The sequence below is a fragment of the Streptomyces sp. NPDC002730 genome, assembly GCF_042888805.1.
Taxonomy (GTDB): Bacteria; Actinomycetota; Actinomycetes; order Streptomycetales; family Streptomycetaceae; genus Streptomyces.
On record NZ_JBIAQG010000013.1, the window covers coordinates 293,954 to 318,430 of the forward strand.

General features: G+C 70.8%; 23 protein-coding genes and 1 pseudogene. 13 read left to right on the forward strand and 11 right to left on the reverse strand.

Annotated features, from left to right (window positions below):
- Window positions 1–193: 193 nt before the first annotated feature.
- Complete coding sequence (locus ACFYXH_RS31300; protein WP_389569947.1) at window positions 194–859, forward strand: M23 family metallopeptidase; 666 nt, start codon at window positions 194–196, stop codon at window positions 857–859.
- 75 nt (window positions 860–934) lie between these two features.
- On the opposite strand, the gene ACFYXH_RS31305 is transcribed toward ACFYXH_RS31300, so the two are convergent.
- Entirely contained in the window at window positions 935–1,495 is a 561-nt protein-coding gene (locus ACFYXH_RS31305; protein WP_389569950.1) for a TetR/AcrR family transcriptional regulator, read from the reverse strand.
- A gap of 105 nt (window positions 1,496–1,600) precedes the next feature.
- On the opposite strand from ACFYXH_RS31305, the gene ACFYXH_RS31310 reads away from it, so the two are divergent.
- The 3 genes and pseudogenes from ACFYXH_RS31310 (at window position 1,601) to ACFYXH_RS31320 (ending at window position 3,940) form a co-directional block, all read left to right on the forward strand.
- Entirely contained in the window at window positions 1,601–3,178 is a 1,578-nt protein-coding gene (locus tag ACFYXH_RS31310; RefSeq protein ID WP_389569953.1) for an MDR family MFS transporter, read from the forward strand.
- Between the two features lie 238 nt (window positions 3,179–3,416).
- Window positions 3,417–3,512 (forward strand): annotated as a pseudogene (locus tag ACFYXH_RS31315) (helix-turn-helix transcriptional regulator); the annotation flags it as partial.
- Between the two features lie 11 nt (window positions 3,513–3,523).
- Window positions 3,524–3,940, forward strand: a complete 417-nt coding sequence (locus ACFYXH_RS31320) for a VOC family protein (protein ID WP_389570062.1) — start codon at window positions 3,524–3,526, stop codon at window positions 3,938–3,940.
- 47 nt (window positions 3,941–3,987) lie between these two features.
- Here ACFYXH_RS31320 and cseC read toward each other — a convergent pair whose 3' ends face one another.
- The 5 genes from cseC to ACFYXH_RS31345 form a co-directional block, all read right to left on the reverse strand.
- Window positions 3,988–5,316, reverse strand: coding sequence for a two-component system sensor histidine kinase CseC (cseC, locus tag ACFYXH_RS31325; RefSeq protein ID WP_389569956.1), 1,329 nt, complete (start codon window positions 5,314–5,316; stop codon window positions 3,988–3,990).
- The gene (gene cseB, locus ACFYXH_RS31330; protein ID WP_389569959.1) at window positions 5,313–6,017 is read right to left on the reverse strand and encodes a two-component system response regulator CseB; all 705 of its coding nucleotides are present in this window, start codon (window positions 6,015–6,017) and stop codon (window positions 5,313–5,315) included. The genes cseC and cseB overlap by 4 nt, the downstream gene beginning before the upstream one ends.
- A 12-nt stretch (window positions 6,018–6,029) precedes the next feature.
- Window positions 6,030–6,701 carry a hypothetical protein gene (locus tag ACFYXH_RS31335; protein ID WP_389569962.1) on the reverse strand — a complete coding sequence of 224 codons (672 nt, stop codon included), beginning with the start codon at window positions 6,699–6,701 and terminating at the stop codon, window positions 6,030–6,032.
- Entirely contained in the window at window positions 6,689–7,255 is a 567-nt protein-coding gene (locus ACFYXH_RS31340; protein WP_327325304.1) for a SigE family RNA polymerase sigma factor, read from the reverse strand. Before ACFYXH_RS31340 ends, ACFYXH_RS31335 begins: the two co-directional genes overlap by 13 nt.
- A 205-nt stretch (window positions 7,256–7,460) precedes the next feature.
- A complete protein-coding gene (locus tag ACFYXH_RS31345; protein WP_389569966.1) occupies window positions 7,461–8,375 on the reverse strand; it encodes an A/G-specific adenine glycosylase in 915 nt (304 codons plus the stop codon).
- A 300-nt stretch (window positions 8,376–8,675) separates the two neighbouring features.
- On the opposite strand from ACFYXH_RS31345, the gene ACFYXH_RS31350 reads away from it, so the two are divergent.
- Entirely contained in the window at window positions 8,676–9,470 is a 795-nt protein-coding gene (locus ACFYXH_RS31350; RefSeq protein ID WP_389569968.1) for a hypothetical protein, read from the forward strand.
- A 98-nt stretch (window positions 9,471–9,568) separates the two neighbouring features.
- Here ACFYXH_RS31350 and disA read toward each other — a convergent pair whose 3' ends face one another.
- On the reverse strand, window positions 9,569–10,693 hold the full coding sequence (gene disA / locus ACFYXH_RS31355; RefSeq protein ID WP_327325307.1) for a DNA integrity scanning diadenylate cyclase DisA: 1,125 nt from the start codon (window positions 10,691–10,693) through the stop codon (window positions 9,569–9,571).
- Window positions 10,694–10,737: 44 nt separating this feature from the next.
- Window positions 10,738–12,192: a DNA repair protein RadA gene (gene radA / locus ACFYXH_RS31360; protein ID WP_389569970.1), complete on the reverse strand. Its 1,455-nt coding sequence runs from the start codon at window positions 12,190–12,192 to the stop codon at window positions 10,738–10,740.
- A gap of 168 nt (window positions 12,193–12,360) precedes the next feature.
- On the opposite strand from radA, the gene ACFYXH_RS31365 reads away from it, so the two are divergent.
- Complete coding sequence (locus ACFYXH_RS31365; protein WP_389569973.1) at window positions 12,361–14,031, forward strand: hypothetical protein; 1,671 nt, start codon at window positions 12,361–12,363, stop codon at window positions 14,029–14,031.
- A gap of 509 nt (window positions 14,032–14,540) precedes the next feature.
- Here the strand turns inward: ACFYXH_RS31365 and ACFYXH_RS31370 are convergent.
- Window positions 14,541–15,350 carry a hypothetical protein gene (locus ACFYXH_RS31370; protein WP_389569975.1) on the reverse strand — a complete coding sequence of 270 codons (810 nt, stop codon included), beginning with the start codon at window positions 15,348–15,350 and terminating at the stop codon, window positions 14,541–14,543.
- A gap of 40 nt (window positions 15,351–15,390) precedes the next feature.
- Between ACFYXH_RS31370 and ACFYXH_RS31375 the strand changes: the two genes are divergently transcribed.
- The 4 genes from ACFYXH_RS31375 to ilvD all read left to right on the forward strand — a co-directional run bounded on the left by ACFYXH_RS31375 (window position 15,391) and on the right by ilvD (window position 19,771).
- On the forward strand, window positions 15,391–16,365 hold the full coding sequence (locus ACFYXH_RS31375) for a Ppx/GppA family phosphatase (protein ID WP_389569978.1): 975 nt from the start codon (window positions 15,391–15,393) through the stop codon (window positions 16,363–16,365).
- 23 nt (window positions 16,366–16,388) lie between these two features.
- Entirely contained in the window at window positions 16,389–17,216 is an 828-nt protein-coding gene (locus ACFYXH_RS31380; RefSeq protein WP_327325312.1) for a sugar phosphate isomerase/epimerase, read from the forward strand.
- Complete coding sequence (locus ACFYXH_RS31385) at window positions 17,213–17,827, forward strand: TetR family transcriptional regulator (RefSeq protein ID WP_362689082.1); 615 nt, start codon at window positions 17,213–17,215, stop codon at window positions 17,825–17,827. Before ACFYXH_RS31380 ends, ACFYXH_RS31385 begins: the two co-directional genes overlap by 4 nt.
- 93 nt (window positions 17,828–17,920) lie before the next feature.
- A complete protein-coding gene (gene ilvD / locus ACFYXH_RS31390) occupies window positions 17,921–19,771 on the forward strand; it encodes a dihydroxy-acid dehydratase (RefSeq protein WP_389569982.1) in 1,851 nt (616 codons plus the stop codon).
- A 94-nt stretch (window positions 19,772–19,865) separates the two neighbouring features.
- Here the strand turns inward: ilvD and ACFYXH_RS31395 are convergent, their stop codons facing one another.
- Complete coding sequence (locus ACFYXH_RS31395) at window positions 19,866–22,010, reverse strand: PQQ-binding-like beta-propeller repeat protein (protein ID WP_389569984.1); 2,145 nt, start codon at window positions 22,008–22,010, stop codon at window positions 19,866–19,868.
- A gap of 127 nt (window positions 22,011–22,137) precedes the next feature.
- Between ACFYXH_RS31395 and ACFYXH_RS31400 the strand changes: the two genes are divergently transcribed.
- From ACFYXH_RS31400 to ACFYXH_RS31410, 3 genes are read left to right on the forward strand one after another with little or no spacing between them, the layout of a single operon-like run.
- On the forward strand, window positions 22,138–22,479 hold the full coding sequence (locus tag ACFYXH_RS31400) for a peptidase (RefSeq protein ID WP_389569987.1): 342 nt from the start codon (window positions 22,138–22,140) through the stop codon (window positions 22,477–22,479).
- A 35-nt stretch (window positions 22,480–22,514) separates the two neighbouring features.
- Entirely contained in the window at window positions 22,515–23,075 is a 561-nt protein-coding gene (locus tag ACFYXH_RS31405) for a hypothetical protein (RefSeq protein WP_389569990.1), read from the forward strand.
- 24 nt (window positions 23,076–23,099) lie between these two features.
- Window positions 23,100–23,864: a class I SAM-dependent methyltransferase gene (locus tag ACFYXH_RS31410; protein WP_389569992.1), complete on the forward strand. Its 765-nt coding sequence runs from the start codon at window positions 23,100–23,102 to the stop codon at window positions 23,862–23,864.
- 82 nt (window positions 23,865–23,946) lie between these two features.
- On the opposite strand, the gene ACFYXH_RS31415 is transcribed toward ACFYXH_RS31410, so the two are convergent.
- The gene (locus ACFYXH_RS31415; protein ID WP_389569995.1) at window positions 23,947–24,408 is read right to left on the reverse strand and encodes a hypothetical protein; all 462 of its coding nucleotides are present in this window, start codon (window positions 24,406–24,408) and stop codon (window positions 23,947–23,949) included.
- Window positions 24,409–24,477: the final 69 nt, after the last annotated feature.

The window sequence follows — 24,477 nt, forward strand, 5'->3', positions numbered from 1 at the left end:
GATATTTCAACCGCTCTCCGGCGGGGTTTCCGATCCATCCCGGAAGGTGTCAAGAGTCTGATTTGCGACGCTATGGCTACGACGCAATGTCGTAGATGGGGGGTTTGAGCGGAAGTGGACGTATCGGCTACCAAGGGATGGCCAGCCCGGTGCGAGTGCGCCGGGTCCGTTCATGCCCGGAGGTTCACCCCGTATGTCGAAGCGCGTCATCAACCACCGTCTCCGCCCGTCCGTGCTCCGTACCCGTGGTGCCGTCGTGGCTGCCGGAATCGGCGCCGTGGTGGTCGTCGGAGCCGGTGCGGGTGTCGCCTCCGCCGATGCGGGCAAGACGGCAGTCGCGAATCCCGCCACCGCTGTGGCCGCCCAGGCCACCACGCAGGTGAAGGCCGTGAAGGCCGCCGCGGCGAAGGCCGCCAAGGCCAAGCCCGCCAAGAAGGCCGTCGCCTGGGTCAAGCCCGTCACCGGCTACACGCTGTCCGCGAGCTTCAACCAGGGCGGCGCCATGTGGTCGCACAAGCACTCCGGTCAGGACTTCGCCGTCCCGGTCGGCACCCAGGTCAAGGCCGCCCACGGCGGTGTCGTCGTGAAGGCCGGCCCGAACGGCGGCGGCGACGGTTCCGCGTACGGCAACGCCATAGTGATCGAGCACGCCAACGGCCAGTACTCGCAGTACGCCCACCTGTCGAAGATCGACGTCGGCGTCGGCCAGACGGTGAAGACGGGCCAGGACATCGCCCGGTCCGGCAACACCGGCAACTCGTCCGGCCCGCACCTGCACTTCGAGATCCGTACGACCCCGAACTACGGCTCCGCGGTCAACCCGATGGCCTTCCTGCGTGCCGCGGGCGTCACCGTCTGACGCACCGCACCGCACCGCACCGCACCGCACCGCACCGCGGCGTACCGCGGAGCGCTGCACCTGCAGTACCCGGCGTCAGCCTGTGACGCCGTGAGCCTGGCTCACCAGATCGATGGCGACCTCGAGGACGGCCTTGCGCTTGTCCTCCGGGTCGCCTTCGACGTCCTTGAGTACGAACATCCCGGCGTGCATCGTGAAGAGCGCGCTGATGCAGCGGACCTGGTCGGACAGGGCCGCCTCCGGGTCCTTGATGAGCTCCAGCATCACCAGCATGCGGTCCTTGAAGGTCTCGCCGATGCTCAGATCGCGCATCGTCGCCTGGTTCTCCTGCATGAAGCGGAAGAGCGGGGCCGCGCCGACGAGGGCCTCGCTGTAGCGGCGCAGGATCTCCTGCTTCGTCTCCAGTGTGTGCGGCTGTGTCTGCGCCCACTCGATCAGCTCGTCCATCGGCCTGGTGAGGTCCTGGAAGAGGCTGATCAGGATGTCTTCCTTGGTCTTGAAGTGGTAGTACAGGGCCGCCTTGGTGACCTCGAGGGTCTCGGCGATCTCGCGCAGCGACGTCTTCTCGTAGCCCTGCTCGGCGAAGAGCTCCAGGGCCACGTCCTGGATGCGCTGGCGGGTGTTGCCTCTGGCCATGGGCACTCCTGAGAAAACTTACTTGACGCCCGGCTAGTTACGGGTCTACCTTCCCCAGTGTAGTCAACTAGCCGGGCGGCAAGTAAGTGTCGGGGAGTGGGAACGATGGCCGGTAGAGCGAACGTCGAGAAACAGCAGGGCGCTGATTCACAGCCCCAGCCGCGCAGTGTGCGGGTCGTGATCCTCGCGCTCATGATCGCGATGCTGCTGGCCATGCTCGACAACATGATCGTCGGAACCGCGATGCCGACCATTGTCGGCGATCTCGGCGGGCTCGAGCATCTGTCCTGGGTGGTGACTGCGTACACCCTGGCCACCGCCGCCTCCACCCCGATCTGGGGGAAGCTCGGCGACATGTACGGGCGGAAGGGCATCTTCCTCACCTCCATAGTGATCTTCCTGATCGGCTCGGTACTGAGCGGCATGGCCCAGGACATGGGGCAGCTGATCGGCTTCCGCGCCGTCCAGGGACTGGGCGCGGGCGGCCTGATGGTCGGCGTGATGGCGATCATCGGAGATCTCGTACCGCCGCGGGAGCGCGGCAAGTACCAGGGCATGATGGCCGCCGTGATGGCCGTCGCCATGATCGGCGGACCGCTGGTCGGCGGAACCATCACCGACCACCTCGGCTGGCGCTGGAGCTTCTACATCAACCTGCCGCTGGGCGCCGTCGCGCTCGCGATGGTCACTGCCGTGCTCCACCTGCCGAAGAAGCGGACCGACGCGCGGATCGACTATCTGGGCGCCGGGCTGCTGACCGTGGGCATCACCTCGATCGTGCTGGTCACGACCTGGGGCGGCACGGAGTACGACTGGGACTCGGCCGTGATCATGGAGCTGATCGCGATCGGCGTGGCTGCGCTCACCGGCTTCGTCTTCTCCCAGACCAAGGTCGCCGAGCCGATCATTCCGCTGCACATCTTCCGCAGCCGCAACTTCACTCTCATGTCGGTGATCGGCTTCTTGACCGGCTTCGTGATGTTCGGCGCGGTGCTCTTCCTGCCGCTGTTCCAGCAGTCCGTACAGGGTGCTTCGGCGACCAACTCCGGTCTGCTCCTGCTGCCGATGCTCCTCTCGATGCTCGTCGTCTCGATGATCGCGGGCCGGGTCACCACCAGCACCGGCAAGTACCGGATCTTCCCGATCATCGGCGGCGGCCTGATGATGTCGGGCCTGTTCCTGCTCTCCACCATGGACACCGAGACCTCGCGGCTGAGCTCCGGGATCTACATGGCGGTGCTCGGCGCCGGCATGGGCTTCCTGATGCAGATCACCATGCTGGTCGCGCAGAACAGCGTCGAGCTGAAGGACATGGGCGTCGCGTCCTCCGGAGCCACCCTCTTCCGTACGCTCGGCAGCTCCTTCGGTGTCGCCATCATGGGCGCGCTCTTCACCGGCCGGGTCCAGGACGAGATGGCGGCCCGGGGCGGATCGCAGGTCACTGCGCGCTCCGCGCAGCTGGACGCCGCGAGCCTGGCGAAGCTGCCGGACCAGGTGCGTGAGGCCTACGAGTCGGCGGTGGCGTCCGGCACGCACGCGGCCTTCCTGCTGGGGGCGGCGGTCGCGGTGATCGGCTTCCTCGCGGCCTTCTTCGTCAAGGAGGTGCCGCTGCGCGGCGCGGGACCGGCGCCCGCGGAGGACGCTTCCGGCGCCGCCAAGGACAAGGTGGCGGAGACCGTCTGACCCGCACGGTCCGACCCGCACCGCACTGACCCCTCGCGGTTCGACCCTCGGTCTGCCCCTCGGTCCACCCTCGCGATTCGTACCGCTTCCCCGGCCGACGGCCCCCGGTGTGCACACCCGCTGTGCACACCGGGGGCCGTTGTCAGTGGTGCGTGCCGGCATCAGGTGTGTGGAGAGCACCACCGCGGCGCCGGCGCGCCTCGCCCGTCTGCGGCAGCTGCGCCTCGCCAAGGACGCCATGGACCGCGACTGGGCCGAGCCGCTCGACCTGGACGCGGTGGCCGCCCATGCCGGTTACTCGCGCTACCACTTCGTACGCGCCTTCAAAGCGGCACCGTCTGGGTCCTGGACCAGGACCGGGCGAAGGAGTTCTACACCGAGAAGCTCGGCCTCGAGGTCCGCACCGACATGACCCTCGGCGACGGCGGGATGCGCTGGCTGACTGTCGGCGCCAAGGACCAGCCGGATGTGGAGCTGGAGCTGACGCTGATGGTGCCGGGCGCGCCGGCGATGGACCCGGAGGCGGCCGAGGCGATGAAGACGCTCATCAGCAAGGGGGTCATGGGCGCCGGGGTGCTGGCCACCGACGACGTCCACGGGGACTACGAGAAGCTCAAGGCGCGCGGCGTGGAGTTCCTCCAGCCGCCGCAGGAGCGTCCGTACGGCACGGAGGCGATCCTGCGTGACGACTCGGGCAACTGGTACTCCTTCACCCAGCAGCGCGAGGGCGGGCTCGACCTCGACAAGGACTGGTCCTGCTAGTCCGGTAGTGGCCTTGGTCCCCGGGCGTGGCCTGGGCCAGTAGCGGTCTAGTCCGGTAGCTGCATCATCGGGAAGCTGCCGGTGTTGGTCGGGGCGTGCTCGGGCAGCCAGAGCACCGCGATCGCACCGCCGGACTGGCCCAGCGGCGTCTCGGTGCCTTCCGGTGCGGCGTTGCGGAAGGTCAGCCGGGCGCCGAGGACGCGGGCCTGGCCCGCCGCGATCGTCAGCCCCAGGCCGTGGCCGGTGCCCGCGCGGTCGCTGGCGCCCGTACGGAAGCGGCTCGGGCCCTCGCGCAGCAGCTCCTCGGGGAAGCCGCGGCCGTGGTCCCGGACCCGCACCACGCGGCCCTCGACCGCCACCTCGATCGGCGCTCCGCCGTACTTGGCGGCGTTGGCCAGCAGATTGAAAAGGATCCGCTCGAGCCGCCGCGGATCGGTGCTGACCCACGACTCGTGCACAACTCGGACCACCACATCGGGGTTCAGCAGCGCGATCCGGCGGCTGACGAACTCTCCGAGCGCGATCTCCTGAAGCTCGGCCCGCTCCGACGCGCTGTCGAGCCTGGCCACCTCCAGTACGTCTTCGACGAGCGTGCGCATGGCCTGCGCCCGGTCCCGTACGAGCTCACTGGGACGGCCCGGCGGCAGCAGTTCGGCCGCCGTGAGCAGCCCGGTCACCGGAGTGCGCAGTTCGTGCGCGATGTCCGCGGTGACCCGGCGCTCCGCCTCGATGCGTTCGTTCAGTGCGTCGGTCAGTGCGTCGACGGCACGGGCGAGATCGTCGGTCTCGTCGCGTACGACACCACTGATGGCGTGCCTGACCCGTACGTCCGTATTGCCCTGCGCGACATTGCGGGCGGCCGCGGCGGCCTTGCGCAGTCTGCGCGAGAGCTGTCCGCCGATCAGCACGCCGAGCGCGCAGCCGCCGAACACCACCGAGACCGAGCCGATGATCAGCGCCCGGTCGAGGTCCTTCATGACGGTGGCGCTGCGGCCGGCCAACTGGCTGTGCAGGGAGAGGACGTCGCCGTTTGCCAGCGGCACGGCTGCCCAGATGTCGGGCGTGCCGCCGTGGGTCTCTGCCACATAGCTGCCGCGCCGCTTCTCGCGCATCAGCTTCTGCAGGTCCCTGGGCAGCGAGGGATCGTTGATCTTGGCGTTGAAGCGCGAGCGCGGGTCCTTGTTCTTGGACGTCTCGTACCAGCGCTGCGCGAGGAGCACCCGGTCCATCTGGACATCGCGCGCGTTGGACAGCATCGAGACCCGCGCGGCGTTGTGCACGACAAGGCTCAGCGCCAGGGCGATCAGCGCGCCGACGGCCGCGATCGCGATGCTGATCTTCCAGCGGACGCCGGTGCGCAGTACGAGCCGCTTCATGCCTTGAGCTTGTAGCCGAAGCCGCGGACCGTTTCGATCCGGTCCTGCCCGATCTTGGTGCGCAGCCGCTGGACATGGACGTCCACGACCCGGGTGTCGCCGCCCCAGCCGTAGTCCCAGACCCGCTCCAGCAGCTTGTCGCGCGAGAGCACGGTGCCCGGCGTGGAGGAGAACTCCAGCAGCAGCCGCATCTCGGTCGGCGTCAGGGCCACGGGCTCACCGGCCTTGCGCACCTCCATGCCCTCCGTGTCGATCTCCAGGTCACCGAAGGACAGCGCGCCCTGCTCCTGCTGCCCGGCCGGGTCGGACTCGCCGCCCGCCGGTCCGCCCGCGTGCCCGAAGCGGCGCAGAACCGCGCGGATACGGGCCACCAGCACAGCGCCGTCGAAGGGCTTCGTCACGTAGTCGTCGGCGCCGGCCTCCAGGCCGAGCACCACATCGATCGAGTCGGCACGCGCCGACAGCATGATCACGGGTACGGTCGACTCGTCCCGGATACGGCGGCACAGGCTCACCCCGTCCAGACCCGGCACCATCACATCGAGCAGCGCTATGTCCGGCCGGTTCGCGCGGAATGCCTCCAGGCCGAGCAGCCCGTCGGGCATCGCGGTGACCACAAAGCCGTCACGCTCCAGCGCGAGCTGGGTCGCCTCACGGATGACGTCGTCGTCCTCGACGAACAGGACATGGGTCTCGGCCATCCTGCTGGTGCCTCAGTTCTCGCTCGTTGGGGCTGCGTCCGGTGCGGCTGGCTCGCCCGCACCGACCGCTTTGCTGAAATCGTTGCGTACCCAGTACTGCTGGGTGAACTTGCCGCCCGACCAGCGCCAGGTGGTCACTTCCTCGCCGGACGGCCCGGTTCCGGGGTCACCCTTGGTGTACACCTGCTTGGTCACCACCAGGTCGCCCCGGTCGATCGCGGAGTACACCGCCGGTTCCTCGGCGGCAAAGACATTCTCGTACTTGTCGCCGTTCTCGCGGTACACGTACGTGCCCATGCCGACCGCGTCGCCGCACGTCAGCACATTGACGACGACATCGGGCGAGGTCCCGCCGGTGAGGTTCCCGTACGAGGTGTCCACAGGATACGAGTCCCGGCCGCACGGTTTGAGATCGGCCTTGACCCGCTCGCTGACCTTCGGGTCGCTCATGATCAGCTTCACCGCGTTGACGCTCTGGGACTTCCGCGCGGTGCTGCTGGAGGGCGTGACCTGGGAGGGGGTTGCCTTGTCCGAGGTATCGGCATGGGCCGCGCCCTCGTCCTGCACTCCGGCGCCTCCTGTGGAGCAGGCGACGCTGAACAGGCCGACAGCGGCGAGCCCGGCCACCGCCGCGCCGCCCGCCGCTCGTGTCCTGATGCCGCCTCTGCCTGTCAGGCCGCGCACCGCTCCTGCCCCCGTTCGTCACGCTCACGCCGTCCTTCGGCACGCTCAAGGGCACGGGCATCCAGATCCCGGCTCTCCAGCTCCTGGCGGAGCCGGGCGAGTGCCCGGTGCAGCGTGCTCTTCACCGTACCGGCCGACATACCGAGTGCGGCAGCAGTCTCTTCCGTGCTCATCTGCTCCCAGTGTCGCAGCACCACGACGCTGCGCTGCTTGGGCGCCAGCACCTTCAGAATGTCCATCAGCAGAGCGCGGTCCGCGCGCTGCTCACTTCCGTCCTCGACACTCGCGTCGGGCAGTTGCTCGGTCGGGACCTCCTCGAGCTTGCGGGCGCGCCACCACTCCGTACGCGTATTGATCATCACGCGGCGCAGGTACGCGTCGGCGAGCGACTTGTCCGCGATGCCGTCCCAGCGGCCGTACGTACGGACCAGAGCGGTCTGCAGCAGGTCCTGCGCGTCGATCGGGTCGGGGACGAGACGCCGGGCGCTGCGCAGCAGCGCCTCCTGCCGAGTGCGTACGTACTCTTCGAATTCGAGCACCTCGCCGTGCGCCATTCCAACCGCCTCCGTCCCCGTGACAAGCATTGCCCTTGCCCTACGTCCCAAGAAGCTACGGAGGACTTGTCACGGCACTGTGCGGAGCAGCCGTCGGCGGGCGCACGGCCGTCCATCGGTTGTGTAACAGCGAATGTTTCAGGTGTGGTTCGGGTGGGAAACGGCATCGGGGCCGGATGCGGACCGGGTGCGGACCGGCGTGGGTTCAGCCGAGAGGGAGGCGGTAGACACCGTCCTCCAGGGGCTCGACGAGGCCGTCGGCGACCAGTCCGTCCAGCGCCCGCGCCCGCTGCACCGGCTCGTGCCAAACCGCGTCCAGCGCCGCCTGTTCGACCGGCGCCACCGCCTCACGCAGTACGGCGAGGAGCTTGCCGCGCACCTGACGGTCGGTGCCCGCGTATGTCTGGCCGCGGCGCGCCGGACCTTCGTACGCGGGTTTCCCGGCCAGCCGCCAGGCGCACCGTCCGGAGATCGGGCAGCGCGCGCAGTCCTCGTTCTTCGCGGTGCACACCAGCGCGCCCAGCTCCATGGAGGCCGCCGCCCAGCGGGCCGCGGTCGTCTCCTCCTCCGGGAGCAGTGCGCGGGCCAGCTTGCGCTCGGCCGCTGTCGTCGCGGTCGGCGGGTACTGGATGCCGGTCGCGGCGCGGGCGAAGACCCGCCGGACATTGGTGTCGAGGACGGCATGCCGCTGCCCGTACGCGAAGGAGGCCACCGCGGCCGCCGTGTACTCACCGATGCCGGGCAGCGAGAGCAACTGCCCATGGTCGCTGGGTACATCGCCGCCGTGCCGCTCCGTTATCGCCTGCGCGGCCCCGTGCAGCCGCAGCGCGCGCCGCGGATAGCCGAGCCGGCCCCAGGCGCGGACGGCCTCGCCGGGCGCCTCGGCCGCGAGATCGGCGGGGCGCGGCCAGCGGGCCAGCCACTGCTCGTACACCGGGAGCACCCGGCTGACCGGGGTCTGCTGGAGCATGAACTCGCTGACCATCACACCCCAGGCGCCGGCCTCGGGGCGGCGCCAGGGGAGATCGCGGGCGTGCTTGTCGAACCAGGCGATGACGGGGGCGTGGAGGGAGGCCGCGTCAGGCATGGCGATGGCGGGGTCTGTGGTGGTGTCAGTCATGGCACTCCGATCCTGGCACGTCATGGCGATCGGACGGTGCATACGCTCCGGGAGGCCGTTGCCTGTCGGCCGCGGCCCGGTCCGGCGAACCGGACCACGAAGCCCGTACGGACCTGCGTTCCATGGTCACGGACCGTACCTGTCGCGCGCGGACGGTCACCCATAGCGATCGACCGGAGCACACCTTGACGAAAGTTGGGGGTGCGGGCCGCTCCGCCCGTGATGATGATCCGTGGAACTTGCCAAGTCGGGCGGCGGGTGGGGCGGGAGTTGCCGCGGATCTCTCGTAGAGTTTGGGCCGTGGGATCTCTGCGCAATCCGATCGGGCCGCTCCCCTCCTCCATCTACTGGCGACGGAGGGCAGTCGCGGCGTCTTTGATCGCGCTCCTCGCGCTGCTGATCGCCTGGGCTCTCAGTTCCGGTGGCGGCAAGGGGAACGAGCACGACGACAGCGCCAACGGCTCTACTCCCGCGCCCTCCATCACGCCCGGACCCGCCCAGTCCGGGCCCGCGATCAGTGAACAGCCGGGCGGGCGCGACGAGTCGGGCGACACCGGTGGCGACACCGGCAGTGGCGCGACCGGCGGTACGGACGCGGGCTCGAGCGCCGACCCGGGCAAGAACGGCGACACCGGAACGGGCGGTGCTTCCAGCGGCGGCACGGGCGGTCAGCAGGTCCCTGCAGGCTCGAGCCTCCCCGACTGCGCTCCCGGCGCGCTGAAGTTCACGCTGCGCAGTCTCAAAGTCTCGTACGAGTCGGGGGTGAAGCCCACGTTCCAGCTGGTCGCCGCCAACTCGTCGGCGACGACCTGCAAGGCGGACTTCGGGCCCAAGGCGGCGGTGCTGAAAGTCGCCGACGACAAGGACGACGAGGTGTGGTCCTCCAAGGACTGCCCGCGCACGGCGGGGAGTCTGCTGCTGAGGGTCCCGGCGGGCGCGAGCATCACGCACACCGTGGAGTGGGACCGCAGGCGGAGCGCGCCGGAGTGCGCCACGCCGCCCGCGGGGGCCGTCCCGCCCGGTACGTACCTGCTGGAGGCGGAGATCCCGGGCGTGACGGTGCTGCCGGCGTCGTTCCGCCTGGAGAAGGACTGAGCAGGGGCCGGTCCCCGTCCCCCGTCCCCCGTCCTCAATCACCGGACGGGCCGGACGTAGCGATCGCTGGACGTACCGCTCGCTGGACGTACCGCTCGTTAGACGTACCGCTCGAGGATCGAGGACTCGGCGAGCCGTGAAAGCCCCTCGCGCACGCTGCGGGCCCGCGCCTCGCCCACGCCGTCGACCGTCTGCAGATCGTCGACGCTGGCCGCGAGAAGCTTCTGCAGTCCGCCGAAGTGCTCGACGAGCCGCTCGATGATCGCGCCGGGCAGCCGCGGCACCTTCGCCAGCAGCCGGTAACCCCGGGGCGAGACCGCGGAGTCGAGCGTTTCGGGGGCGCCGCTGTATCCCAACGCCCGTGCGACTATGGGCAGTTCGAGCAGCTCGGCATGGGTGAGCTCGTTCAGCTCGGTGAGCGCCTCGTCGACCGTACGGGACCGCTTCGCGGTCGGCTCCGGCACATAGTCACGGACGACCAGCTCACGCTCCGGCTCCACGCCCGCGATCAACTCGTCGAGCTGCAGGGAGAGAAGTCGGCCGTCGGTGCCCAACTCCACCACGTACTCGGCGATCTCGGTGGCGATCCGGCGCACCATCTCCAGACGCTGCGCCACCGCCCCCACGTCCCGGACCGTCACCAGGTCCTCGATCTCGAGGGCGGAGAGCGTGCCCGCCACCTCGTCGAGTCGGAGCTTGTACCGCTCCAGGGTCGCGAGGGCCTGGTTGGCGCGGGAGAGGATCGCGGCCGACTCCTCCAGCACGCGGCGCTCCCCGTCCACGTACAGCGCGATCAGCCGCATCGACTGCGATACGGAGACGACCGGGAAGCCGCACTGCCGCGATACCCGGTCCGCGGTGCGGTGGCGGGTGCCGGTCTCCTCGGTGGGGATGGACGCGTCCGGAACCAGCTGCACACCGGCCCGGTGGATCTTGCCGATGTCCTTGTCGAGGATGAGCGCGCCGTCGAGCTTGCACAGCTCGCGCAGCCGCGTTGCGGTGAACTCCACGTCCAGCACAAATCCGCCGGTACACATCGACTCGACCGTTTTGTCCATGCCGAGGACGATCAGGCCGCCGGTGTTGCCGCGGAGGATCCGCTCCAGGCCGTCGCGCAGGGCGGTGCCGGGCGCGACCGCGCTCAGGGCGGCGCGGATCAGTGCTTCGTTGCCGGAGCCTCCGCCGGACTTTCCGGGTGCTGCTGCCCGGTCGTTGGCTGCCACTGCACTCCTCCGGCTCGTACGGATGGGCGAGACCAGGGCAAAGTCTACCGGCGCGTGTCGGCCTCCCGTGGGGCCTCCGGCCGCTCTCTCCTCGGGGCGACGTCAGGAGCCCCGCCGGAGGCCTTCTGCCGCCCGCGCGGGAGCACCCTCAGCGCATCCCCCATATCGGCTACTTCCGTGACCTTCATACCGGTCGGGACCTTGCCGGGATCGGACGGTACAAGCGCGTGCGTGAAGCCGAGCCGGTGGGCCTCGGCGAGCCGGCGCTGGACGCCCGTGACCCGTCTGACCTCGCCCGCAAGGCCCACCTCGCCGATCGCGACGAGGTTCTTGGGCAGCGGAGTGTCGCTGGCGGCCGAGGCCAGCGCGAGCGCGATCGCCAGGTCCGCGGCGGGTTCGGAGAGCTTCACGCCGCCGACGGTCGCGCTGTAGATGTCGCGCTTGCCGAGCGCGGTGATCCGGCCGCGCTGCTCGAGTACCGCGAGCATCATCGACACCCGTGAGGTCTCCAGGCCGGAGGTGGTGCGCCGGGGCGAAGGGATCTGCGAGTCGACGGTCAGCGCCTGCACCTCGGCGACGAGCGGGCGGCGGCCTTCCAGGGTGACCGTCAGACAGGTGCCGGGGACTGCCTCGGCACGGCGGGTGAGGAAGAGGCCCGACGGGTCGGCGAGGCCGGTGATGCCTTCGTCGTGCAGCTCGAAGCAGCCGACCTCGTCCGTCGCGCCGTAGCGGTTCTTGACACCCCGTACGAGACGAAGGCGGGCGTGCCGGTCGCCCTCGAAGGACAGCACGACGTCCACCAGATGCTCGAGCAGCCGCGGTCCGGCGATCGCACCGTCCTTGGTGACATGGCCGACCAGCAGTGTGGACATCCCGCGCTCCTTGGAGACGCGGATCAGGGCGCCGGCGACCTCGCGGACCTGCGCCATGCCGCCGGGCGCACCGTCGATCTCCGGCGATGCGACGGTCTGTACGGAGTCGAGGATCAGCAGGGACGGCTTGACCGCGTCCAAGTGGCCGAGGACCGCGGAAAGATCGGTCTCGGCGGCCAGGTAGAGATGGTCGTGCAGGGCGTTGATCCGGTCCGCGCGGAGGCGGACCTGGCTCGCGGACTCCTCGCCCGTGACGTACAGCGTCCGGTGGTCGTCGCTCGCGGCCTTGGCGGCGACGTCGAGCAGCAGTGTGGACTTGCCGACGCCCGGCTCGCCCGCGAGCAGCACGACCGCGCCGGGCACCAGACCACCGCCGAGGACCCGGTCGAGCTCGTCCACACCGGTGGAGCGGGCGGTCGCCTGCCGACCGTCGACCTGGCCGATGGGGACGGCGGCGGTGGAGACGCGGCCTGCCGCGGTCGTACGGACAGCGGGCGCGCCGTACTCCTCGACTGTGCCCCAGGCCTGGCACTCGGGGCAGCGGCCGAGCCACTTGGCGGTCGTCCAGCCGCAGTCGGTGCAGCGGTAGGACGGCCGGTCCTTCGCGGATTTCGTACGGGCAGCCATGCGGAAACCGTAGCGGGGACCACTGACAACGCGGTCGCCGCGGTCTCTGGTCATGACGGGTCGTCGCCATCCGGCGAACGCCGGTGGTCCACTAGGGATGGAATTAACGATTCCTGTCCCCCTTCGGGCGAACTGTTCACCCGTAAGGATTAAAAGTGTTCAAGAGGTATGAACGGGATCCGGTCCCGCGCCTACGGTCACGACGTGACGAGCAGCAGGCTGGAACCACCCACGCACACCACCGGCGCACATCGGGCGCACCGGCGCGCGCCCCGTTCGTCGGCGCAGCGCCCGCCCGCGCGCTATGAGCCGTATCTCGACGGCCTGTTCACCTACTGCCTCTCCGTGCTCTGCGACCACGACGCGGCGACGGGGCTCCTCGGCGACGTACTCGCCATCGCCGAGCGGCAGTACGGGCGCTGCCCGGCCGGCGAGGCCGAGCGGAAGGCATGGCTGTACGCGCTCGCGCGGTGGGCCTGTCTGCGCCGACTGACCGAGCAGCGGCGCACGCGGCAGGGGACGCACACCGGACGCCCCGCCGTCCCCGAGGAGGCCGGGCCGCGGGTCTCCGAGGAGGCCGCGGAGCGCCGCCGCAGTGAACTGGCGCTGCTGGCCTGGCCGGAGGCGGCCGGTACGACCCCGGAACAGCGCGAGGCCCTCGAACTGGCCGTACGGCACGGCCTCGGCGTGCGCCAGGTCGCCGCGGTTCTCGGCCTGGACGCTCTGGCGGCGCGCGAGCTGCTGGCCGCCGCGGCCTGTGAGGTGGAGCGCACCCGTGCCGCGCTCGCCGTGGTCGAGACCGGCAACTGCCCGGCCGTCGCCCGGCTCACCGACGACCACCGGGTGCTGCTCTCCGCCGCACTCCGCCAGGAACTGGTCCGGCACGTCGACGACTGCCCGCGCTGCCGCCGCGTTGCCGAGCGCGCCGGCGCGGGCGGGCTGTGGCCGGGGTCGGCCGTCACCCCGGCCGTGCTGCCGCTGGTCGCGGCGCCGCGGGCCGCCGCGTACGTCGCGATGCTGCACGTCCCGCGCGCCCGTACGGGTGCGCCGCGCTTCGGCTCAGACGGCTTCCCGCTGGACCCGAAGGACCACGCGGCCCGACGGGACCGGCTGCGGGCGCGGGCGGTGACCACCACGGTCGTGGCGACGGTCGTGGCGGCGCCCGTGCTCGCCCTGTGGGCGGCGTACCGGGGCGCGCCACTGACGGGGGAGGGGCACGACGGGGCGTCGGTCACCGCAAGCGCGGCGGACCGGCGGAGTGGGCTCGACGGCGGCCCGTACGACCACTACGAGAACGCGGGCAACGCGCGTGCGGAAGCGGACACGAGGTTCACGCCGGGCAGCCGCTCGGACGTCTCGGTCGAGGTCATCAGCGCGGGCACGCCCGCGCCACCGACCCGCCCCGGCGCGGCGGGCCCGGGCCGTCTCACGGTCGAGGCGCAGCCATCCGGCGACACCACGCGGATCACGCTCACGGCGTCCGGCGGCACCCCGGTGACGTGGTCGGCCTGGACGGACGCGCCGTGGCTGTACATGAGCCACTCCTCGGGCACGCTGAGCCCGGGCGAGTCGGTCACGATCCACGTCACCGTGGACCACGCGCGGGAGCCGGCGGGGTCGTGGAGCGCGCGGGTGGGGGTTGACCCGTCTGGAGCGGTGGTGGAGATCGACGGCTGGGGCGCGACGCCGTCGCCGCCGTCTCACCCGACGCCGCCCCCGTCGGACCCGACCCCGCCGCCTTCGACCCCGCCCCCTTCGGACCCGACGCCGGCTCCCACCTCGCCGGACCCGTCCCCCACGGAGTCGGACTCCGCATCCGCGCCTCCGCCCTCGGGCTGAGCCCCTGTGCCGCTGCGGCGAGCCGGACGCGGGGCCTGTTCGTTCCCCCTCCCCGCCCCTTTCCGAAACTGTCAGTTGCTCGGTCATGTGGTGAGGGTGGGCCGGTGGCGTTGATGGTTGCTGTCCATGGGTGGTTTCCTCCGGCGAACCGCTGAACCCCCGCGGCGAGTGGTCTTGTCTCGTCCGGGTGGGGAGGGGCCGTGCAGGGTCGGCCCCGCAGGGGATTGGCGGCAAAACCGGGGTCACGCACCAAGAGCCTGTACGCCGCCGACCCCGAGGAGTCGAGCCCGGAGGGGCACCGGAGCCCGCACCGGACAAGAACCCGCGCCCCGCCGGAGGCAACCCGCACCCGCACCCCGCCGGAGGCAACCCGCACCGGACAAGACCGGACGACCCCAAGCCCGGGCAACAAGACCCCGCGCCCCGCCGGAGGCAACCCGCACCCGGCAGGACCGGACGACCTCACGCCCAGGCAACAAGCACCCCGCACCCCGTCGGCGGCAACCTCGCTACCTCTTCGGGTCCGCCGGGTGCGGCGCCACCAGTGGGAGCTGCGATGACAAGCGCGCCTCGCACAGCTCCACCAGCACGCCGTACGCCTCCTTGCCCATCAGCTCCGTCAGCTCCGGGCGGTATGTCACATACACCGGCTCCCCCGCCCCGTGCGCCGACGTCGCCGACGTGCACCACCAGTGCAGGTCGTGGCCGCCCGCGCCCCACCCCCGCCGGTCGTACTCACCGATCGTGACCTGCAGCACCTTCGTGTCGTCGGGGCGCTCGATCCAGTCGTACGTACGCCGCACCGGCAGCTGCCAGCACACGTCCGGCTTCGTCTCCAGCGGCTCCTTGCCCTCGCGCAGCGCCAGGATGTGCAGGGAGCAGCCCGCCCCGCCCGCGAACCCCGGACGGTTCTGGAAGATGCAGGAGCCCTCCCAGCGGCGCGTCTGGCGTTCGCCGTCGTTCTCGTCGGTCTGGACCCAGCCCGACTCCGTACCCACGTCGTGGAACTGCCACAGCTCCGGAGTGAGGCGGGCAACATGCTCGGCGACCCGCTTCTCGTCGTCCTCGTCCGAGAAGTGCGCGCCCAGCGTGCAGCAGCCGTCGTCCGCGCGGCCCGCCTCGATGCCCTGGCAGCCGCTGCCGAAGATGCAGCTCCAGCGCGAGGTCAGCCAGGTCAGATCGCAGCGGAAGACCTGTTCGTCGTCGGTGGGGTCGGGAAACTCGACCCACGCGCGCGCGAAATCCAGACCCTTCTCGTCGTGCTTGAGCTTCTGCGGGGGCTTGGCTTTGCCCGGTTTCGCCTTTTTCGTCTTTGGCACAGCACCAGGGTATGCGTGCGACGGCAGTAGCGTTCGGTCCATGAGACTCGGAGTCCTCGACGTCGGTTCGAACACAGTGCACCTGCTGGTGGTGGATGCGCACCCTGGTGCCCGACCGCTGCCCGCCCATTCGCACAAGGCGGAGCTACGCCTCGCCGAACTTCTCAACAGGGACGGGGCGATCGGACCCAAGGGCGTCGCCCGCCTGATCGAGACGATCGGGCGCGCGGTGCAGGCCGCCGAGGACCAGGGCTGCGAGCAGGTGCTGCCGTTCGCGACCTCGGCGGTACGGGACGCCGGGAACGCCGACGAGGTGCTGGCCAGGGTCAAGGCCGAGACCGGCGTGGATCTGGCCGTGCTGACCGGCGAGGAGGAGGCCCGGCTCACCTTCCTCGCCGCCCGCCGCTGGTTCGGCTGGTCCGCCGGCAGGCTGCAGGTCCTGGACATCGGCGGCGGTTCGCTGGAGATCGCGTACGGGATCGACGAGGAGCCGGACGCCGCGGTGTCGCTGCCGCTCGGCGCGGGCCGGCTGACCGCGGCAATGCTGCCCGGCGACCCGCCCGACCCCCAGGACGTGAAGGCGCTGCGCCGCCATGTGCGGACCGAAATCGCCCGTTGGGTCGGCGAGTTCCGCCGGTTCGGGAAGCCGGACCATGTCGTGGCGACGTCCAAGACCTTCAGGCAGCTGGCCCGTATCGCGGGCGCCGCCCGCTCCACGGAGGGCCTGTACGTGCAGCGGGAACTGAGTCGTAAGTCACTGCAGGAGTGGGTCCCCAAACTCGCCGCCATGACGGTCGAGCAGCGCGCCGCACTCCCCGGCGTTTCGGAGGGCCGCGCCCGCCAGCTGCTGGCAGGGGCGCTGGTCGCGGAGGGTGCGATGGATCTGTTCGACATCGAGACGCTCGAGATCTGCCCCTGGGCGCTGCGTGAGGGCGTGATTCTGCGTCGGCTGGACCACCTCCCGCCTCCCCTGGACCAGCTCCCGCCCCGCCTGGACCAGCTCCCGAGCCGCTAGCGCGGGCCCGTACCCTGTCTCCCGTGGCAGAACCAGTGGTGCGTATCCCGGATGCGAAAGTTGTCCTGTCGACGGCTTCCGTCTACCCGGAGTCCACGGCGACGGCCTTCGAGATTGCCGCGCGCCTGGGCTACGACGGTGTCGAGGTCATGGTCTGGACCGATCCCGTCAGCCAGGACATCGAGGCCCTGCGCCGGCTCTCCGACTACCACCAGGTGCCGATCCACGCCGTCCACGCGCCCTGTCTGCTGATCACCCAGCGGGTCTGGTCCACCGACCCCTGGGTGAAGCTCCAGCGCGCGCAGGCGGCGGCCGAGAAGCTGGGCGCGTCGACGGTCGTCGTGCACCCGCCGTTCCGCTGGCAGCGGCAGTACGCGCGTGACTTCGTGAGCGGGATCTGGCGGATGGCGAACGAGACGGACGTCCGATTCGCCGTCGAGAACATGTACCCGTGGCGCTACCGGGACCGCGAGATGCTCGCGTACGCCCCCGACTGGGACGTCACGAAGGAGGACTACCGCCACTTCACGATCGACCTTTCGCACACGGCGACGTCCCGCACCGAAACCATGGCCATGGTCGACCGGATGGGTGACCGCCTCGGCCATGTCCATCTCGCCGACGGCAAGGGGTCCGCGAAGGACGAGCACCTGGTCCCGGGCCGCGGCAACCAGCCCTGTGCCGAGCTGCTCGAGCACCTCGCCGGTACCGGCTTCGACGGCCATGTCGTCATCGAGGTCAACACCAGGCGCGCGATGTCCGCCGCCGAACGCGAAGCCGATCTGGCGGAGGCGCTCGCCTTCACCCGGCTGCATCTCGCCTCGGCCGCGTCGGGGATCAGCCGATCATGACGGGCGCTGCGGCTCCGCGGCGGCGCGGGCGCCCGGCCCGTACGGAGGCGGACGAGGGCCCCGGCGCCCGGGAGCGGATCCTCGAGGCGGCCCGTACGGAGTTCGCCGAGCGTGGCTACGACAAGACGACCGTCCGCGGTATCGCCAAGGCGGCGGGCGTCGACCCGGCCCTCGTCCACCACTACTTCGGTACGAAGGACGAGGTCTTCGCGGCCGCCATCGAGGTTTCCTTCGAGCCGGCGCTGGTCATCCCGGCGATCCTGGGGCAGGGCACCGACGGCATCGGCGAGCGGCTCGCCCGCTACTTCATCGGCGTGTGGGAGAACCCGGCGACCCGGGGCCCGCTGCTGGCGATCGTCCGTTCCGCGCTCACCCACGAGGCGGCGGCCAAGGTGCTGCGCGGCTTCGTACTGCGGCGGCTGCTCGAACGGCTGGCGGGGGACCTGGACGTACCGGATCCGAAGTTCCGGGCGGAGCTGGCGGCCTCGCACATGATCGGCATCGCGATCCTGCGGTATGTGATCAAGGTGGAGCCGCTGGCCTCGGCGGACCCGGAGGAGATCGTGGCGATGGTGGCCCCGACGCTCCAGCGGTACCTGACCGAAGCGTGAGCCGGGCGTCCCGTATAACGGACGCGCTGTCCAGATCTTGGAGTGGCGGCGTACGCTCGAATGAGTTCTAACCCTATTGAGGAGCGAGCGACGATGCCCGAGCTGAGGTCCCGCACTGTCACCCACGGCCGCAATATGGCGGGCGCCCGCGCCCTTATGCGGGCGTCGGGCGTAGCGAGCTCGGACATCGGCAAGCCGATCATCGCGGTCGCCAACTCCTTCACCGAGTTCGTGCCCGGACACACCCACCTCGCACCGGTGGGCCGGATCGTCTCCGACGCGATCCTGGCGGCGGGCGCGGTGCCGCGCGAGTTCAACACGATCGCGGTCGACGACGGCATCGCGATGGGCCATGCCGGAATGCTGTACTCGCTGCCGTCCCGCGACCTGATCGCCGACTCCGTCGAGTACATGGTCGAGGCGCACTGCGCGGACGCGCTGATCTGCATCTCCAACTGCGACAAGATCACGCCGGGCATGCTGATGGCCGCGCTGCGCCTCAACATCCCGGTCGTCTTCGTCTCCGGCGGCCCGATGGAGGCCGGCCAGGCCACGCTCGTCGACGGCACGGTCCGCAAGCTCGACCTGATCAACGCCATCGTGGACGCGGTCAACGAGAACGTCTCGGACGAGGATGTGCTCCGTATCGAGGAGAACGCCTGCCCGACCTGCGGCTCCTGTTCCGGCATGTTCACCGCCAACTCGATGAACTGCCTGACCGAGGCCATGGGCCTCTCGCTGCCGGGCAACGGCTCGGTGCTGGCCACGCACACCGCCCGCAAGGCGCTGTACGAGAACGCAGGCCGCACCGTCGTCGAGATCACCAAGCGCTACTACGAGCAGGACGACGAGTCCGTCCTGCCGCGCAATATCGCCACCCGCGCCGCCTTCGACAACGCCATGGCACTCGACATCGCCATGGGCGGCTCGACCAACACGATCCTGCACCTGCTTGCCGCCGCGCAGGAGGCCGGGCTCGACTACGACCTCAAGGACATCGACGCGGTCTCGCGCCGTGTCCCGTGTCTGGCGAAGGTCGCCCCGAACGTCGCCCCCGGCGGCACGTACTACATGGAGGATGTGCACCGCGCCGGCGGCATCCCCGCCATCCTCGGCGAGCTCTACCGCGCCGGGATGCTCGACGAGGACGTGCACAGCGTCCACTCGCCCAGCATCAAGGACTGGCTGGAAACGTGGGACGTCCGGGGTGGCTCGCCGTCCGAGACGGCCGTCGAGCTGTGGCACGCGGCGCCGGGCTGTGTGCGGTCCGCGACCGCCTTCTCGCAGTCCGAGCGCTGGGAGAGCCTGGACACGGACGCGGCCGGCGGCTGCATCCGCGACGCGGCGCACGCATACTCCAAGGACGGCGGACTGGCCGTCCTCAAGGGGAATCTGGCGGTCGACGGCTGTGTCGTGAAGACGGCCGGCGTCGACGAGTCGATCTGGACCTTCGAGGGTGCGGCCGTCGTCTGCGAATCGCAGGAAGAGGCGGTCGACAAGATCCTCCGCAAGGAGATCAAGGAGGGCGACGTCGTCGTCATCCGCTACGAGGGCCCCAAGGGCGGCCCCGGTATGCAGGAGATGCTCTACCCGACGTCCTTCCTGAAGGGCCGCGGGCTCGGCAAGGCCTGCGCGCTGGTGACGGACGGCCGCTTCTCCGGCGGCACGTCGGGCCTGTCGATCGGCCACGCCTCGCCGGAGGCGGCCTCGGGCGGGACCATCGCGCTCGTCGAGGACGGCGACCGCATCCGTATCGACATCCCGAACCGTTCGATCGACCTCCTTGTCTCCGAGGCCGAGCTGGCCACCCGCCGCGAGGCGCTGGGCGGCGTGTACGCCCCCAAGTCGCGTGAGCGCAAGGTGTCGGCGGCGCTGCGGGCGTACGCGGCGATGGCGACGAGCGCGGACAAGGGCGCGGTCCGGGACGTGTCCCGACTCGGCTGACTACGGCTTAACTGTCGGCCTCACCAATAGTGGTGCTTGTTCAGTGGTGCCCGTCGCCCGAAGGGGCGGCGGGCAGCTGTCTTTTCGACCTGGCTCACCATTTCGCCGGGTCCCGCGCATCGAGCGCGAAGACCGAGCCGTCCGGGGCGCCGGCGACGACCCTGCCGTCGGTGGTGACAGGGGTGGGCAGTACGGACGCGAAGGTGTAACGCCCGTCGTCCATACGGGGCTTCGACTGGCCGAGCAGCATGCCGCGGGTGGCGTCCACGGCCAGCAGCCGGCCGTCCCCGGCCGTCACATAGACCGCGCGGCCGTCGGCCGCGGGGCGCGAGAGATGGGTGACCGAGGTTTCGAGCCGCCAGAGCTGAGCGGCCTTCGTGCTGGTGGTGGCACGGGTGTCGACGGCGAGGACGGAGCCTCCGGAGCCGGACAGATAGACGGTGTCACCGGCCACCGCCGCCTGGGCCTGGTCGACCGGTGCGGACAGCGGAATGCGGCGGACGGTACGGGACTTGCCGGCCGTGTCGAGCCGTACGACGGCGTCCGTGAAGCCGTCGATGTTGGCGGAGAGCAGATACAGGGCGCCGCCCGCGAGCTGCACCGGGTTCAGCGACCCCTTGACGCGCTTCTCCCAGAGCAGGTCGCCACTGGTCAGGTCGACCGCACTGACCAGCGTGGACGCCCCGTTCGTGGCGGGTGTCGCGGCGAGGGCCGGTCCGTCGCCGCCGGGGGAGGAGACCCACTGGGTGCCGCGTCCGCCGCGCTGGCGGGTCCAGCGCTCCTTGCCCGTCGTGGCGTCGACGGCCCGCACGAGTCCGCCGTCCGTCACCAACAGCACCGCATCGGCGGCGTGCCGGACGGTCGAGTACGGCGAGATGTCCAGGTCCCAGCGCACCCCGCCCGACTTAGGGTCGAGCGCCTCAAGGCGGTCCCCGCCGGGCGTCACGACCTGCAGCAGCCCTCCGGAGAGCAAGGGTGTCATGCCCGCGTCGGTCTGCGTCGCGCTGCCGCCCGCCTTCGCCTCCCAGAGCATCCTGCCGTCGTTCGGGCTCAGCCGGGCGGCTTTGATCCCGGGCGCCGTGCAGTACAGCGCCGGGCCCGCGGAAGCGCAGACCGGAGTCCTGTTCTCCGCGTGCCCGCCGCGCAGCGGGACGCTCCAGGGGTGGAAGCGCTGCTCCGCGCGCGGTGAGGCGGGCGCGGATCCCGCGCTGTCGCCGTCCGCCACCGCGCGTACGGTCACAATTCCGGCCGTGACCAGCACCGCGAGCGCGGCGGCCACCCACCGGATCTTCTTGCCGCGCCAGGCCCGGGGGGCGGTCCGGATTCCGGCCGCGAGACCACGCGGCGCGCTTTCCCGGGGGTCCGGCGTCCGCTGTGCAGGTATGTAGGCCTGGGTGTCGTACGAGGCCGACGGCGACGAGGCACGCAGCGCGATCATCAGCTCGTACGGTGTCGGCCGGTCCACCGGGTCCTTCGCGAGGCAGCGCCGGAACAGCGGTACGAGATCCTCCGGCACACCTGCCAAGTCCGGTTCGTTGTGGACCACTTGGTACGCCACGATGTACGGGCTGTCCGAGTCGAAGGGCCCGCGTCCGGTTGCCGCGTGGACCAGCACCGCGCCCATCGCGAACACATCGGCGGCCGGTCCTACCTCGCGCGGACGCTGGAACTGCTCGGGCGCCATGAACGGCGGCGTACCGATCAGCTTGCCCGTCTCCGTACGCAGATCACTGTCCGCCGGACGGGAGATCCCGAAGTCGATGACCTTGGGCCCGTCGGGCGCCAGCAGCACATTGCTCGGCTTGAGATCGCGGTGCACCACGCCGGCACGGTGGATGTCGCGCAGCGCCTCGGCCAGTCCCGCGCCGGCCTTGCGCAGCTCCGCCGCATCCAGCGGCCCGTTCCGCTTCACGCGCTCCGCGAGCGTCGGGCCCTCGATGAACAGCGTGGCCATCCAGGGCCGTTCGGCCTCGGGGTCGGCGTCGACGACGGGCGCGGTGAAGGCCCCGCTGACCCGACGGGCAGCCGTGACCTCCTGCTGGAAACGGGCTCTGAACTCCGGATCCGAGGCATGGTCGGCATGGATGACCTTGACTGCCAGGCGCAACCCCGAGGCGGATGTGGCCAGATGGACGACCCCCATGCCGCCTGTGCCCAGGCATGCCTCGAGCCGGTACTGCCCGGCATATTCCGGATGCTCCGCTTCCGGGAACTGCCCGGTGCTGCGCAGCGGTGGCATCTCCCACCCCCGTGTTGTTCGTGCGCAAGCGCGACGCTCGGAGCCTAGTCGATGATGCGTGCGATGCAGGGGTGGCTTGCTAGCCTGCGCGGCGTACAGAGAGCACGTTTCAACGGGGGAGAGTCGGATGGCTGTTGAAGAAGTACAGAACGGGGTCGAGGGCGTCGAGGGCGTCGAGGTCGCGGCGGCGGCCGGGGCCGCTGCGGACGAGTCGCTGGGGGCGAAGCGCTATCCGGTCGCACCGGGGTGCCAGCTGAACGTCCGCAGCGGCCCCGGCACCAACTACCGGCTCATCAAGGTGCTCCCGCTCGGAGCCCGGGTGCCGATCAACTGCCAGAAGCCGGGCGAGTCGGTGAGCGGTCCGTACGGCACCACCAACATCTGGGACAACATCGCCAACGGGCAGTTCGTCTCGGACGCCTATGTGCAGACCGGCAGCGACGGCTATGTCACCATCCGCTGCTCCTGACGGGACGGTGGCCTCGCCCGGGGATAATCGACCCCGTGAGCGAGCAGAGCGAGCAGAGCAACCAGAGCGAGAACAGCGGTAGCCACACCGGCAGCGGCAGCGGCGTCATTGGCACCGGCCCGCAGCCCGAGCCCATCCGTTTCTTCGGCACGACCTGGGTCGGCCGCGACGGGGGCTACGGGCTGCGCCGCGCCGGCGCCGCCGTCGGTTCGCTCACCGCCGCCGGCGCCGGCTGTCTGGTCCTGCGCCTCGGCTACCAGGGCCTGGAGATCGCCGCCGTCGGCGGCTTCGTCAACATGCTGGTCATCGTCATGTTCGCCATCTGCAGCGCCGTCGCCTTCCGCAAGACCTGGGAGGGCTTCACGCGCCGCCCCACCGGCACCGCCACCGAGGACGCGCTGCGCAGCCTCAAGGCGATCGGCTTCGTCGGCGCGCTCCTCGCGTACTTCTTTCGTTCCCTCGCCGAGGCGCCGGGCGAGAAGCTGCGGCGCGAGGAGTACGAGACGGCCCGCAGCCAGTACGAGAAGCGCCGTGGCAAGCGCACCGGCAACCCTGCCGCCCGTAAGGGAAAGGGCGCCAAGGCCAAGCGTACGTAGGCGCGTCCCGGTGAGGATGGGCGCATGACGGATCACACGCTGCGCGCACTCTCCTTCGACTCGGCCGCCGCTCAGTACGACGCAGCCCGCCCCGGTTACCCGCCCGCCCTCTTCGACACGGTCGAGGAGCTGACCGGCCGTCCGCTCAAGGGCTCCCGTGTGATCGACGTCGGCGCGGGCACCGGTATAGCAACGCGGCTGTTGCGTGACCGCGGCGCCCGCGTCACCGCCGTGGAACCGGGACCCGGCATGGCCGACCAGCTGCACCGCGGCCTCCCTGACATCCCGCTCGTCCGGGGCCTCGGTGACGCGCTGCCGCTGGCCGACGGCTGCGCCGACCTCATCACGTACGCGCAGTCCTGGCACTGGACCGACCCGGCCCGTTCCGCCCCCGAGGCCCTGCGCGTGCTGCGGCCGGGCGGCGCGCTCGCCCTGTGGTGGAACGTTTCGGACCCCGACGTCTCCTGGATTGCCGCACAGGACGAGCGCATCCGTCGCCAGGCACGCGGCGCGGCCCATGGCGCAGCCGGCCGCGGCCGGCGCCTGCCGGACGGACTGGACTCCGTGACACGCCGGGTGCGCTGGAGCCGTCAGGTCTCGCTCGACACCCATCTCGACAACCTCGGCAGCCACTCCCTCTTCCTGGTGCTGGGCAAGGAGGCCACGGCCGCCTTCCTCGCCCGGGAGCGTGCCGAGCTGCTCGCGGTCTTCCCGGACGGTGTCGTCGAGGAGGCGTACGCCGTCGACCTGACGGTCACATTCCGCGCGCCCGGGACATCCACCCTGTAGAGCCGCATCGCTTCCTGCGGCCGGCGGCCTGCCGCCCGGGTGCGATCCCGCTGATCCCGGGCGCGGGCTGAGCACCGGCGGCTCAGGCCCGCTTACGGGAGAACCGCCCGACCAGCCCCACGACACCGACGACCAGCGCCCCGAGCCACAGCCCGTCCCACAGGCTGCCGAACAGCCCCCGCGCGGTCAGCGCCTGCTGTACCACCACATCGGTGGCGACCATCAGGGCGCCGGGCACGGCCGCGACCCGCCACGGGTGGGCCGCGGCCCACCGCCGTATCCGGCGGTCGTCACCGGCGCCCGCGCCCGGCCGGTCGCCGAGCACCGCACCCGCGCCGCCGACCATGAAGAACAGCATCAGTGCGACCGACAACGCACCGGCCAGCACGCCGAGTCCGATTCCGTCGCCGATCGTGCCGAGTGCGAGGGTGACGCCGCCGCCCAGCGCACCGACTGCCGCGGCGGCGCGCCACGGCCCGAGCGTCGCCGAGGCGACGGCGAGCCGCCGCCGCTCGGCCTTCGAGATCTCACTGTTGTGGCTCATATGTCCACGGTCCGTCGCCCATCCCCGGGAACGCCATGGGGGATGCCCCTGACGCACCCCCCATCTCTT